Annotated in this window: 11 protein-coding genes; 5 read left to right on the forward strand and 6 right to left on the reverse strand. The window is 64.2% G+C overall.

Annotation, left to right across the window (positions count from 1 at the left end; translation table 11 throughout):
* Positions 1 to 12: 12 nt before the first annotated feature.
* The 4 genes from MTX34_RS02720 to MTX34_RS02735 form a co-directional block, all read right to left on the reverse strand.
* On the reverse strand, positions 13 to 1,377 hold the full coding sequence (locus MTX34_RS02720) for an MFS transporter (RefSeq protein ID WP_243608351.1): 1,365 nt from the start codon (positions 1,375 to 1,377) through the stop codon (positions 13 to 15).
* A gap of 124 nt (positions 1,378 to 1,501) precedes the next feature.
* On the reverse strand, positions 1,502 to 2,902 hold the full coding sequence (locus MTX34_RS02725) for a HAMP domain-containing sensor histidine kinase (protein ID WP_243608352.1): 1,401 nt from the start codon (positions 2,900 to 2,902) through the stop codon (positions 1,502 to 1,504).
* A 1-nt stretch (position 2,903) separates the two neighbouring features.
* Entirely contained in the window at positions 2,904 to 3,563 is a 660-nt protein-coding gene (locus tag MTX34_RS02730) for a response regulator transcription factor (protein WP_243608353.1), read from the reverse strand.
* A 127-nt stretch (positions 3,564 to 3,690) separates the two neighbouring features.
* Positions 3,691 to 4,338: a hypothetical protein gene (locus MTX34_RS02735; RefSeq protein ID WP_243608354.1), complete on the reverse strand. Its 648-nt coding sequence runs from the start codon at positions 4,336 to 4,338 to the stop codon at positions 3,691 to 3,693.
* A 131-nt stretch (positions 4,339 to 4,469) separates the two neighbouring features.
* On the opposite strand from MTX34_RS02735, the gene MTX34_RS02740 reads away from it, so the two are divergent.
* Positions 4,470 to 4,625 carry a hypothetical protein gene (locus MTX34_RS02740; RefSeq protein WP_243596326.1) on the forward strand — a complete coding sequence of 52 codons (156 nt, stop codon included), beginning with the start codon at positions 4,470 to 4,472 and terminating at the stop codon, positions 4,623 to 4,625.
* A 637-nt stretch (positions 4,626 to 5,262) separates the two neighbouring features.
* On the opposite strand, the gene MTX34_RS02745 is transcribed toward MTX34_RS02740, so the two are convergent.
* Positions 5,263 to 5,670 (reverse strand): DoxX family protein, encoded by a 408-nt coding sequence (locus MTX34_RS02745; protein WP_243608355.1) that lies wholly within the window; start codon positions 5,668 to 5,670, stop codon positions 5,263 to 5,265.
* Between the two features lie 90 nt (positions 5,671 to 5,760).
* Between MTX34_RS02745 and MTX34_RS02750 the strand changes: the two genes are divergently transcribed.
* The 4 genes from MTX34_RS02750 to MTX34_RS25930 all read left to right on the forward strand — a co-directional run bounded on the left by MTX34_RS02750 (position 5,761) and on the right by MTX34_RS25930 (position 11,076).
* A complete protein-coding gene (locus tag MTX34_RS02750; RefSeq protein ID WP_243608356.1) occupies positions 5,761 to 7,071 on the forward strand; it encodes a competence/damage-inducible protein A in 1,311 nt (436 codons plus the stop codon).
* A gap of 72 nt (positions 7,072 to 7,143) precedes the next feature.
* Positions 7,144 to 9,732 carry an AMP-binding protein gene (locus MTX34_RS02755; RefSeq protein ID WP_243608465.1) on the forward strand — a complete coding sequence of 863 codons (2,589 nt, stop codon included), beginning with the start codon at positions 7,144 to 7,146 and terminating at the stop codon, positions 9,730 to 9,732.
* Positions 9,723 to 10,322 (forward strand): sulfite oxidase-like oxidoreductase, encoded by a 600-nt coding sequence (locus MTX34_RS02760; RefSeq protein ID WP_243608357.1) that lies wholly within the window; start codon positions 9,723 to 9,725, stop codon positions 10,320 to 10,322. Before MTX34_RS02755 ends, MTX34_RS02760 begins: the two co-directional genes overlap by 10 nt.
* A 1-nt stretch (position 10,323) precedes the next feature.
* Complete coding sequence (locus MTX34_RS25930) at positions 10,324 to 11,076, forward strand: ferredoxin reductase (RefSeq protein ID WP_243608358.1); 753 nt, start codon at positions 10,324 to 10,326, stop codon at positions 11,074 to 11,076.
* 11 nt (positions 11,077 to 11,087) lie between these two features.
* Here MTX34_RS25930 and MTX34_RS02770 read toward each other — a convergent pair whose 3' ends face one another.
* Positions 11,088 to 12,473, reverse strand: a complete 1,386-nt coding sequence (locus tag MTX34_RS02770; RefSeq protein ID WP_243608359.1) for an alpha/beta hydrolase — start codon at positions 12,471 to 12,473, stop codon at positions 11,088 to 11,090.
* Positions 12,474 to 12,480 lie beyond the last annotated feature (7 nt).

Genomic DNA, 12,480 nt, shown 5'->3' on the forward strand with positions numbered 1-12,480 from the left:
AGTCACTGTAAATCACTGGAACGCTCGACCCTGCTCTCTGTCGAGCACGGTCTCGGACTTGTTGCGCAGCACGAAGATGTACACCAGCAGCGAGATGGCGATCACGACCGTCACGTAGAGGATGAACCAACCCACGTGTCCGCCGTTCTTCGCGGCTTGATAGATCAGTGGCGCTGTGCCGCCGAAGGCCGAGTTGGCGAGCGCATATCCCAATCCGACGCCGAGTGCGCGGACGTGCGAGGGGAACAGCTCCGCTTTGACGATCGCATTGATCGAGGTGTAACCGGTGAGGATGACGTAGCCGACGCATACCAGTGCGAGCGACTGCACCACCGACGTCGCCGTCGGCAGGTACGTGATGAGTACGTAGGTGTACAGCACGCCACCGATGCCGAAGAACACGAGCAGCGGCTTGCGGCCCACCCTGTCACTGATCATTCCGCCGATGGGCTGCAGCAGCATGAGGAAGACCAGACCGGCGAGGTTGATCCAGGTACCGGTCATCCCCCGGTCCTCGTACGCGGTCTTGACCATCGAGGGTGCGTTGACGCTGTAAGTGTAGAACGCAATGGTGCCGCCGGCCGTCACCATGAAGCAGATCAGCAACGCCCGCCAGTGGTTGGCGACCAACTCCTTCAAGGAACCGGAGGCTTTGTCCGCACCGCTGCGAACGGCGTCCAGTTGATCCTCGGTCAAGGATTCGTCCATGCTGCGGCGCAGCCAGAAGACGACCACTGCCGCCACTCCGCCGATGAAGAAGGCTATGCGCCAACCGAAGTCCTCGATCTGTTCGCGCTCGAGGAACACCTGCATCAGCAACAGAGTCACCTGCGCGAGCACATGCCCACCGACCAGGGTGACGTACTGGAACGAGGAGAAGAATCCACGACGCTCGCGGGTGGCGGCCTCGGACATGTACGTCGCCGACGCACCGTACTCACCACCGGTGGCGAAGCCCTGCACCAGACGGCACAGGATGAGGATGACGGCGGCCCACACGCCGATGCTCTCCCGCCCTGGGGTGAACGCGATGACCATCGAGCAGGCCGCCATCATCGAGACGCTGAATGTCAGCGCAGCCCTGCGCCCGTTACGGTCCGCGTAGCGGCCGAAGAACCACGACCCGACAGGTCGCATCAAGAACGTGACGGCAAAGATCCCGTACACGTAGATGGTGGAGTTCTTGTCGGCAGAGTCGAAGAATTGATTCTCGAAATACGTCGCGAAGACGGTGTAGACGTACACGTCGTACCACTCGACCAGATTTCCGGACGACCCCCGCAACGTGTTGAAGACGGCACGGCGGGTGGCAGCGCGAGAGGAAACGGGTGGACTCGGGAGCGTCGAACCGGTGATCGAGGTGGCCTCGTTGGCCATGGTTTGGTCCTTCCACATTCAGCGGGCAATTGGGCTGCCGGTCAACGATCGACAACCGAAGCCTCCCTACTGTGACCGCAAGCACAGCCCGAGACCAAGCCGTTTCGGATTTCCTAACACTCCCTTAGGAAACGACTTTCGGAAGCCGCAGTTCGATCCGCAGTCCCACCGGTCGACTCGCCATGACTCGAAGGGATCCGCCGGCTCGCTCGGTCAGGGCGTGGACGATCGACAGCCCCAGACCGGTGCCGTCGCCGTGCGCACTCGACGCTCGATAGAACCGATCGACGACCTTGTCGAGTTCGGTTGCTGGCACACCGGGCCCGTTGTCGGACAGCCACATCGTGACGTCCGCGTCACTGGTTCGGTAGCCGATCTCGATGGCGGACCCGGAGCCGGCGTACTTGGTTGCATTGCTCAGCAGAGCGTCGAGAATTCGAGTCAGGTCGTCCTCGGACATCGCAACTCGACTGTCCGTCTCGGCATTCGGCTCCGAGACATGAACGGTCATTCCGGCCACGACTATCGTGCTCGACCAGAATTCGACTCGATCTGCAACGACGGCACCGAGGTCACAACCCGGAGATCGAGTGCTCGCCGGTGTTTCGGCAGCTGCGAGAACGAGCAGGCCTTCCACCACCGAGCTCAGGCGATCCACCTCGAGTGTGGTCCGCAGGTGCGCATCGGTGGCCGAATCCGGCACCCGCATGCCCAGAACGTCCATCCGAATTCGCAACGCTGCCAGCGGGTTCCGAAGAGCATGCGCAGTGTCGGCCACCAATCGACGTTGCGCAGCGGTGGCGGCCTCGACTTCGTCGGCCATGGCCTCGAAGGCACTGGACAGCTCACGCACCTCCGGTGGCCCGACGTAGGGCACCGGCTCGAGTCGGTGCGATTCTTCGATCGATACCTGATCGTGGAACTTGTCGCCGAACGAGTGGACTCGGGAGGACAATGCGCTCAGCGGACGAACGACCCAGCGTGACAACGCAACAGCAATCGCCGCCACCGTCGCGAGAATCAGCATGGCACCGAAAGCGATGATCACCCAGGCAAGTGCGACGTCCCTGCGCGCAGAATCGGTGGATGCCGCGAGGACCACCGCGCCGTCCACTTGCGTTCCCCCACCGACCGGGGCGGCGATCAACACCGAGGAATCCGACCACGGCGTCAGGCTCGACGGTAGGTCGCCGCGCTGATTGCGCAACGCTCCTGCCACCGCCTGCTGGACGTCCGCACGCTGCACGTCCAGGCCGGACACCGCCCGCGCCACTCCGGTGCGATCGACGACGGCGACTCCCTCGTCGTAGAGACTGTTGTAGCGCTGCAACGATTCTCGGATACGGGCTACACCGGATTCGTCTTCTCGCGAGCTGAGTTCTGCAAAGAACGATGCTGCAGCGGCTCGATTCTCGCCGAATCGTTGGGCCCGTTCGCGGCCGACCAACAGCGCGAGAGGAACCGACAGAGCAAGCACGACGACGGTGGAGTAGATCATCAACACCAACAGGACTCGCCGCCGCACGTCAGGTATCCCAGCGGTAGCCGAAGCCGCGGATGGTGACGATCGCACCCGGGCGAGCGAGCTTGGAACGCAACGCCGTCATGTGCACGTCGAGCGTTCGTGAAATCGCGACATAGGCGTCACCCCAGATCGCGTCCATCAATTGTTCCCGGCTCACTGCTTCGCCGCGTCGCGTCACGAGATGCGCCAACAGGTCGAACTCTTTGGTGGTCAGTGCAACAGCGCGTCCGTCGACTTCGACGGCACGGCCGGAGAGATCGACGACGACGTCACCGAGTGTCAGCCTGTCTGCCATGGGTTCGCTCGCCGCGCTTCGACGATGCGCGGCCACCTCGAGTCTCGCGTGCAGTTCACCCAATCGAGCCGGCTTGACGACGTAGTCGTCGGCACCGCCGCGCAGGGCCCGTACCACCGAGCGCTCGTCGTCCCGCGCCGTCAGCACCACCACCGGAACCGAACTCAGCGTCCTGAGCTTTCGGAGGACTTCGAGACCATCCATGTCGGGTAGTCCGAGGTCGAGCAGCACGACGTCCATCTCGTGGTAGCCGAGTAGGGCGTCAGCACCGCGGCGCATGCGGACAGGCGTGTGGCCCACCTCGGTCAACGCGTCCACCAACGCCTCGCCGAGCCCATCGTCGTCTTCCACCACAGCTATTCGCATCGAACTCAAGATAGGCCACCGGACGCACGCGGACGTCAGTGTTCGCGATCGGGCGTCATGCGCGGGATGCCACCGGTGGGCGACGGTAGTGAACGCTCAGGTGCAGCCCGAGTGAGCGCCGAACCCGTCAGGCCGGCGCGCTCGCGCGAAGGCCGGGTGCCAGTGCGATATCGATGACGTGCTCGAGCGTCAGTACGCCGTTGGCGTTCACATCGATTCGGGTGCCGTCGGTGGCCACTGCAACGACGCGAGTCGTGTCCGTGCCGTCCTGAATGTCGAGCACTGTTCCGTCTGCTTGCGTCGAGCGCTCGTCGACGACGCCCGCAAAGCACGGACCGGCAGGCTGGTCGGAAAGACCCACGGTGACTGCCAACGTGCCGGTCCGATCGGCGGCGGTAATGGTTCCGAACGCTTGGGCCTCGCCGTCGAACGACTGCCGTACTGCGAGGGCGTCGAAGCCGAAGGCAGGTGCGAACGGCTCGGGTTCGACTACTGACCCGTCGGGTAGCGCCGCGATCAAGGCATCGGTCATTGCCTGCGATTTGGCCTCGAACCTCCACGGCACCTCGGAACTGTCGACGTCCCCCTCGCTGACGAATGCGAAGTTCACTCGCACCAAGTCCTCTGGCTGAATGACCTCCTCGCAACCTGGAATCGCGATCGGTTCGGGCTGCGGTTCGTGGAGCAAGCCGGCCACGACCGTGCCGGCAGCAACAATGCCCACGATCACCGCAACCGTCGACCACACCGAGCCCCGCGTACCTGTCGATTTCATACAGTCCTTGCCGTCTCGGGATGGGGTGTGTCGTCATTCTGGCATCTCGGGGGTGTAGTTCTGTGCCCAGCGGGGCACACCAAGATTGTCCAACCTACGGCGACCCCTCGCCCCGACCTTGTGGAGACTTCATGACGATGCCGACCGACGCAAGCGATGCAGTCCCGTCCGACGGCAGCAACGACGGCCCCCGAGAGCACACTGCCGAGACCGACGCGGTCGAGGGCGCGCACGTGGACGAGGAGAACGTGCCACACCCTCCGGAGAACGGAGACGTGCAAAACTGAAGCGCTGCTCGACGCCATGGTCGGTAGATGATCACGAACGTCGAGCACATTCGCCGGTTGGCCCAGTCGTCTCTTCGACGCTGGGCGACCGTTCGAGTTCGAAGCTTTACTTTCTTGTCCGGATCGAGGGCCTCGCCCTTCGATCGCATGGATTCACAGATCCAAGCCAGGAGTCGACGCGAGCTCGACGAGTGAATCAGCCTCGATTCCGTCTCCGAAACTGAACTGCACGAGCGTGTTCGACGGCCGGAGCACGCTCAACCACTCGCTCGGCTGTTCCGACGGACACGATCGCAACGACCACCGCGACGTCCATCCACGCCCCACCGCGTCACACATCGGTTCGCGCACGTGGAGCTTAGCCTTCGGACAGGGACGTATCGGTCGTCTGCGGCAGCCGAATCAACCAGTGGATGACAGCGGCACCACCGCTATCGAAATCCGGACGAGCGGCCAACACGAGTTCGACTCGCGAACAACGAATTCGCGGCAAACGCGCGCGCATCCGTCAGTCGCGCGCGAGCTCGTCAACTACTTCGCGAGCATATGGCGAACGCGCGCGCGTTTGCGGAGAACAGGGACGACCTCGGCAACCCGAACAGTCAAGTAGCGGCGCGGACTTATCGAACGCCGATTTCTATGTTCGACGCAACGGAATGATGTTGCGAACCCGCTCGTCCCGAAGGTACAGCGCTCCCCACGCTGCGATACCCACGTAGATCGCAAAGAACACGGTGCTCAGCAACGGCTTCTCGACGCGCCAGTTGGTCAGCACCGCGCCGCCGAGATAACCGGTGAGCACGATGGCACCCAGGATCGACGTCGCGGGAACGGCGTACAGAACCAAGATGACCAGCATGACGATCCCGGTGATCGGTGCCATCTCGTCGCGAAGGCCGAGTTCGACCGATGCATCCTTCACCACCTGCAGATTCAGAATATGGCTGATCGCGTCGAACAGGAGGAAGGCGATCACGAGGACCTGTAGAACGAGGCCGATCCGCTGGGCGGTCCTTCCCGGTGCGGCAGTGCGAGTGGTGGTCATGGCTGTCTCCTCGGTAGCGGTCGATGTCACGTCTTGGACCCGCGCCAACCGCAAAAGTCACCGCACGCGCCCAGTCAGTAAGGTCGAAGGATGACTGTGCGAGCGGGTGTGGTGGTCACGGGGACCGAGGTTCTGGCCGGTCGGGTCACCGACCGGAACGGTCCGTGGGTGGCTCAACGACTTCTCGAGATGGGTGTCGACGTTGCCCACATCACCGTGTGCGGTGATCGGCCGGACGATCTGACTGCGCAGGTTCGGTTTCTGGCCGACCAACGCGTCGACTTGATCGTCACCACCGGGGGGTTGGGTCCGACCGCCGACGACCTCACCGTTCCGACCGTCGCCGCGCTGTACGGACGCGAATTGACGCTGGACGCCGAGCTCGAAGATCGGATCCACGCGATCGTGCAACGGTGGCGAAGCCGGATGAGTTCTGCAGCCGACTCCGAGCCCCTACGGGCCGGTATCCGAAAGCAGGCGATGGTTCCCCAAGGCGCGCAGTCTATTTCACCGACCGGAACCGCACCCGGGGTCGCGATACCGGCCGACGACTCCAGGTCACTGCCCGCCGTCCTCATCCTCCCCGGCCCGCCTCGCGAACTGCAGGCGATGTGGTCGGAGGCCCTCGACAGCGCACCCGTCGCCGCAGTTCTCGCCCACCGCACGCAGATGCGTCAGGACACCATTCGCGGCTATCGACTGTCCGAGGCCGACCTCGCCGCAACCCTGCGCACGGCCGAAAGCGAGATCGCGGGATTCGGCGACCTCGAGATCACCACCTGCCTGAGTCTCGGCGAGCTCGAGATGGTGACCCGTTACACCGAATCCGCGAGAACCGCATACACGGATCTCGAACGTCTCATCGAGAAGAGCCATGGTGCACAGGTCTTTTCGACCGACGGTTCCACCATCGACGATATCGTCGCGAACCGCTTGTCCGGGCATCGCATCGCCACGGCGGAATCGTGCACCGGCGGAATGATCGCCGCACGCCTCACCGACCGCGCAGGATCGTCGGCGTACGTCATCGGCGCGGTGGTGTCCTACGCCAACGAGGCGAAGACGGGCTTGCTCGACGTCCCAGCCGAGGTCATCGATCGACACGGAGCCATCAGCGAGCCGGTGGCCGCACTGATGGCCGAAGGCGCACTGAAGCGGCTGAACGTCGACATCGCGGTATCGACCAGCGGCGTCGCCGGACCGGGCGGCGGCACAGAGACCAAGCCGGTCGGGACCGTTTGCTTCGGTATCGCCGTCGCCGGCCACCCGACCGTCACTCGCACCCTTCATCTCCCCGGCGACCGGGCAAGTGTGCGTGCACTGTCCACCACCGCGGCAATGCATATGCTCGCCGACGCGTTGGGGTCCGCACCCGGCGCAGTCGACGGATCCGACGCCTGAGGAAGCATTCAGCGCGATGCCGTCTAGTTAGGTTCGGCATTCCTTATATAGACTCCGTCGGTGCTCAGCGAGATGACCCACGTCGACCGCCCCGGTGTGCGCTTCGCGCGCGAACTCGGTCGCTTCGGCGACGAACCAGCTCTGATCACGGCCGACGAGACGCTCACCTACCGTGACCTCGACGAACACGTCGAGCGTCGGGCTTCGGAACTCGGGACGACGCGTCGTCTCGTGATGATCGCCGGTTCCAACGACGTCGACGTGATCGTCACGTATCTGGCGGCGTTGCGGGCCGGGCATCCGGTGCTGATGGCTCCGGGCGACAGTTCCGGTCACGTCGACGGCCTGATCGACGCCTACAGGCCCGATGTGGTGGTGCGCACCGTCGCCGGCCGCACCGTCATCGAGAAGGACAACCGACGACCCGAGCATCACCTGCACCCCGACCTCGCGTTGCTCCTCAGCACATCCGGCTCGACCGGTTCACCCAAACTCGTCCGACTCTCGCACCGAAACGTGCAGTCCAACGCCGAGTCGATCGCCGAGTACCTCGGCATCCGCGCCACCGACCGAGCAGTGACGACGCTGCCCGTGCACTACTGCTACGGACTGTCGGTCGTGCACAGCCACCTCTTACGCGGTGCCGCGTTGATTCTGACCGATTCGTCCGTCACCGATCCCGAATTCTGGACCCTCGTGCGGACCCAGCGCGGAACCACGTTCGCCGGCGTGCCGTATACCTTCGATCTGCTCGACCGGACGGGATTCGACGAGCTGGATCTACCCGAGCTGCGCTACATCACGCAGGCCGGTGGCAAGATGCCGCCGGATCGCGTCCGGAAATATGCCGAGCTCGGCCGACGTCGGGGATGGGATCTGTTCGTCATGTACGGGCAGACCGAGGCAACCGCCCGAATGGCTTATCTGCCATCCGATCTCGCCGCCACTCACCCGCACACCATCGGTCGTGCGATTCCCGGGGGATCCTTCCGCCTGGAAAGCGTCGACGACTCCCCAAGCCGGACAGGTGAACTCGTCTACTCGGGGCCGAATGTCATGCTCGGTTACGCCGAGGGTCCCGACGACCTTCGCCTCGGTGACACCCTCGGCGGCGAACTGCACACCGGCGATCTCGCGCGGCTCACGGACGACGGATTCTACGAGGTGGTGGGCCGCCGAAGTCGATTCGCGAAGGTGTTCGGCCTGCGCATCGATCTGCAGCGCGTCGAATCCGCGCTCGCTCAGCACGGGCTGACGGCGTGCTGCGCCGGGGGAACCGACGAGCTTGTCGTCGTCATGGAGAACGGAGACATCGACGCAGTCCGCCGCACGGCCGCGCAGACCAGTGGCCTTCCCGTTGCAGCGGTACGGGTGTGTCTCGTCGACCAAGTTCCGCGAACACCCACCGGTAAACCCGATCTGCGAGCGGTTGCGGACATCGCTGCCCGGCACGATCTCGACCCGTCGGACACCGTCCCGACCACCGCCGATGTGAAAGCGCTGTTCGCCGAGATCCTGCACTGCTCACAGGTGGAGGATGACAGTACGTTCGTGAGCCTGGGCGGTGACTCGCTGTCGTACGTCCGTATGTCCCTGCGGCTGGAGGCCATGCTCGGCCATCTGCCCGAGAACTGGCACACCACACCGGTGCAAGAATTCGATCGAGGTCCGCGCTCACGCCGCGGTTGGCACCGAGTGGAGACCAACGTTCTGCTGCGCGCCCTCGCGATCGTCGCGATCGTCGGCTCGCACATTCACCTTTTCGCGGTGCTCGGCGGGGCTCACGTTCTTCTCGGGATAGCCGGCTACAACTTCGCCCGCTTTCACCTCGGGTCAGCAGATCGCACCGAACGGACGCGACGTGTGCTCCGAAGCGTTGCCCGGATAGCCGTCCCCAGCATGGTGTGGATCGGGTTGGTCATCGCCCTCACCGGGGACTATCGAATCACCAGTGCATTTCTGCTCAACGGGATCCTCGGCCCCGACGGGTGGTCCGCGGAATGGCGGTACTGGTTTGTCGAGGCGATCGTGTACATCGTTCTCGCCGCTGCTGCTCTGCTTTTCGTGCCGTTTCTCGATCGTGTCGAGCGCTGTCACCCGTTCTGGTTCCCGATGGGACTCGTGGGCCTCGGACTCGTGACCCGCTATGGGCTGATCGACATCGACGACAGTCCCAACCGCATCCTGACCGCGTCGGTCGTCTTCTGGTTGTTCGCAGTGGGTTGGGCTGCGGCGCAGGCGAACACGATCCGGCAACGCCTGAGTGTGACGGCGGCCATCGTGGGTACGGTGCCCGGGTTCTTCTTCGGCGACACGCAACGAGAAGTCATCGTCACCATCGGTCTGTGCATGCTGGTGTGGCTGTCGTCGATTCCGTTCCCCGCGTTGCTGAGCCGGGTGGCAGGAACGTTGGCGAGCGCCTCCCTCTTCATCTACCTGACCCACTTCCAGGTCTACCTGCCGCTGCGCGACGACCACCCGTGGTTGGCATTCGTCTTGTCGATCGTTGTCGGGATTCTGTACTGGCAGGCCGTCGAATTCGTACTTTCTCTCCGCAGTCGAATCATGGCGCGATCGATGACGGTCCGTTCCACCCCCGGCGTGCCGTCCGACTTGTCAGACTCCCGACCACGAGAGCACAATTTGCCACCATGGCATTGATCTCGAAGGGCTTCGTGGGCCGCCGTCGCGACGACGACGGGCGCACTCCCCCCGGTCAGTATCTGACCAAGGATTTTCCCGTCCTCGCAATCGGGCCCGCGCCCGTGGTCGCGACCGACACGTGGTCGTTCTCGGTCACCACCGAACGGGGCGAGACTCGCAGCTGGACCTGGGACGAATTCGCGGCACTGCCGCACGAAACCCCGACCGTCGACATCCACTGCGTCACCAAGTGGTCGAAGCTCGACACCACCTGGAAGGGCGTGGGCCTGGACGTTCTGCTCGACGGTCTCGACACCGATGCCGGGTACGTCGTGGTGCACGGCTTCGACGGTTACACCACCAACCTCCCCCTCGAGGATCTCAGGGACGGGAAGGCCTGGCTGGTCACCGAGTTCGACGGCGCTCCCCTGGCTCGCGAACACGGCGGTCCGGCACGGCTTCTCGTTCCGCATCTGTACTTCTGGAAATCGGCGAAGTGGATCTCACGTATCGAACTCACGCTGGAGAACGAACAAGGCTTCTGGGAGCGCGGCGGATACCACGATTACGGAGATCCGTGGCGCGAGCAGCGGTACCAGGGCGACTGACGTGTCCGTGACGGCCGGGGCGAAACCCTGGCTCGTGGCCACGGTGCAGACGGTGCGGCGAGAGACTCCCACCGCGTCCACCCTCGTTCTCGACGTCGACGGATGGCCCGGCCATCTTGCCGGGCAGCACGTGGACGTCAAGCTCACCGCCGAGGACGGCTACAGCGCGCAGCGAAGCTACTCTCTGGCGTCGGCACCCGACGGCACGTCGCGCATCGAGATCGCGGTCCAGAACGTCCCGGACGGCGAGGTGTCGCCGTATCTGGTCGAGTCCGTCGAAGTCGGCGACCGCATAGAACTCCGCGGGCCGGTGGGTCGATGGTTCGTCTGGCGGCCGTCCCAGCCCTCCGAGACCCCGTCTCCCCCGATTCTGCTGGTGGGTGGCGGTTCCGGCATCGTGCCGCTCCGCGCGATGGTTCGGGCGCAGGCGTCCGCGACGGGCGGACGAGTGCCCTTCCGAGTCCTGTACTCCGTGCGCGAACCCGCCGAGGTCTACTTCGCGGACGAGTGGGCTCGCCCTCCGGCCGGCGTGGACGTCACCATGATTCACACGCGGCGTGCACCCGCAGGCAACGCGCGACCACTCGGCCGGATCACGTTGGACGACATCGATGCTCACGGATGGCCGGCGGAGTTCGAGCCGCGATGCTACATCTGCGGCCCCACGAGCTTCGTCGATACCGTGGCCGACATGTTGGTGAAGCGTGGCCACTCGGCAGCGAACATCCGAACGGAGCGTTTCGGACCGAGCTGAGGGGCTGTGAATCAGACGATGCCGCGGAGGAATTCGAGCTTGAGGCGGCTGTAGTCGTCGGTCCACTCCGAATCCACCGACATGAACGAATGGTCGAGTCTCGCCTCGTTCTTGCTGTACAGGTTGAGGCGATTGTCGACGCCTACTCTGTCCAGTCCGGCGCTCAGTTCCGCTGCCTGGTCGGGGAAGGTGCCGGTGTTGCCGTCGGAGATGAAGCTCGGTGGAAAGTCGGCTGTGACATTGTCGATGACGTTCGCCTGCGCCATCAATGCTGTGTCGGTGGTGTCGAGGTAGCTTCGGGCGGCGACGTCGAAGAAGAAACCGTTCGACGGGCTCGGTGATTGCGGTGCGCCCGCTCTACCGACATCGAGGGCAGCACTCTCGAACACGATCGCCTTCAGGGCACTTCGGTCCATGGTGGGTTCGATGCCCAGTGCTCGTGCGTAATCGGAGTTGGTCTGCACAGTGGCGTAGTTGCCGACGATGTGGCCTCCCGCACTGGTTCCGGCGAGCACGACGCGACTCATGTCGAGTCCGTAGCGGTCGGCGTTCGTTTCCAGGAACTGCATGGCCTGGCCCAGTTGGATTGTCTGGGTGGGAAACCGGTACTGCGGCGCGAACGCATAGTTCACCGACACCACGTTGTAGCCGGCGTCGAGCATGGGGCCGGCCCATGATGCGCCGTCGGAATCTGCGCTGGGAGCACCATCCGTTTTGTCCCCGACGATCCAGCCACCGCCGTGCACCGTGACGTACGTGGGCCGACCGACAGATGGATCGTCGTCGGCGATGTAGATGTCGAGAAACGAATTCGGAAGCGTCGAGCCGTATTCGACGTCGTTGGTGAGTCGTGCACCGTCGACGACCGTCGTCGTGGTCTGCGTGTCGGGCTCGAAGGAATTGCTCTGCCCCAACGCATGCAGCGATCGAACCAGCGGTGCCGGATCTGCCGCCATGCCGACGACCGCGGCGGAGCCCACCAACGCAATCGCCGCAGCGAGGCCGGCGGGGATGGCGGTGGCCGCCCGACGAGTGGAGGCCGCCGAACGGCCCGTCCACGCCGATGCAAGCAGAAAGAAGCCGAGCGCTATCGACGCAACCAAGGCCGTGACCCACAGTGCGTGCATACCCGTCACCAGCCAGGCCACCTGAGTGACGACGGTGACGGCCCCGAGCGAAGTCCCCACGGCTACATGCTTACCGGCATTCGACGAGACAAGGCATATCGCCACCACCGCAACGGCGATGAGCCACAGTCCCACCACGAGCTGCTGACGGATGAGAAGAAACTCGAGCCATGCGAGTCCGACGCTGACGCCGCCGGTCAGTGCGAGCGCAGTCGTCATCACTCTCGTGCGCTGAACGCCGCCGATCTCGACGCCTTCCTTTACGATCACTCCCCCA

Origin of the sequence: Rhodococcus sp. ARC_M5, from assembly GCF_022810405.1 — a bacterium.
In the GTDB taxonomy this organism is placed as follows: domain Bacteria; phylum Actinomycetota; class Actinomycetes; order Mycobacteriales; family Mycobacteriaceae; genus Rhodococcoides; species Rhodococcoides navarretei.

Bases quoted from the DNA above. Each gene is read 5' to 3' on its own strand.
- MTX34_RS02720 (WP_243608351.1), bottom strand. From the start codon at position 1,377: ATGGCCAACGAGGCCACCTCGATCACCGGTTCGACGCTCCCGAGTCCA.
- MTX34_RS02730 (WP_243608353.1), bottom strand. From the start codon at position 3,563: ATGCGAATAGCTGTGGTGGAAGACGACGATGGGCTCGGCGAGGCGTTG.
- MTX34_RS02735 (WP_243608354.1), bottom strand. From the start codon at position 4,338: ATGAAATCGACAGGTACGCGGGGCTCGGTGTGGTCGACGGTTGCGGTG.
- MTX34_RS02740 (WP_243596326.1), top strand. From the start codon at position 4,470: ATGACGATGCCGACCGACGCAAGCGATGCAGTCCCGTCCGACGGCAGC.
- MTX34_RS02745 (WP_243608355.1), bottom strand. From the start codon at position 5,670: ATGACCACCACTCGCACTGCCGCACCGGGAAGGACCGCCCAGCGGATC.
- MTX34_RS02750 (WP_243608356.1), top strand. From the start codon at position 5,761: ATGACTGTGCGAGCGGGTGTGGTGGTCACGGGGACCGAGGTTCTGGCC.
- MTX34_RS02755 (WP_243608465.1), top strand. From the start codon at position 7,144: ATGACCCACGTCGACCGCCCCGGTGTGCGCTTCGCGCGCGAACTCGGT.
- MTX34_RS02760 (WP_243608357.1), top strand. From the start codon at position 9,723: ATGGCATTGATCTCGAAGGGCTTCGTGGGCCGCCGTCGCGACGACGAC.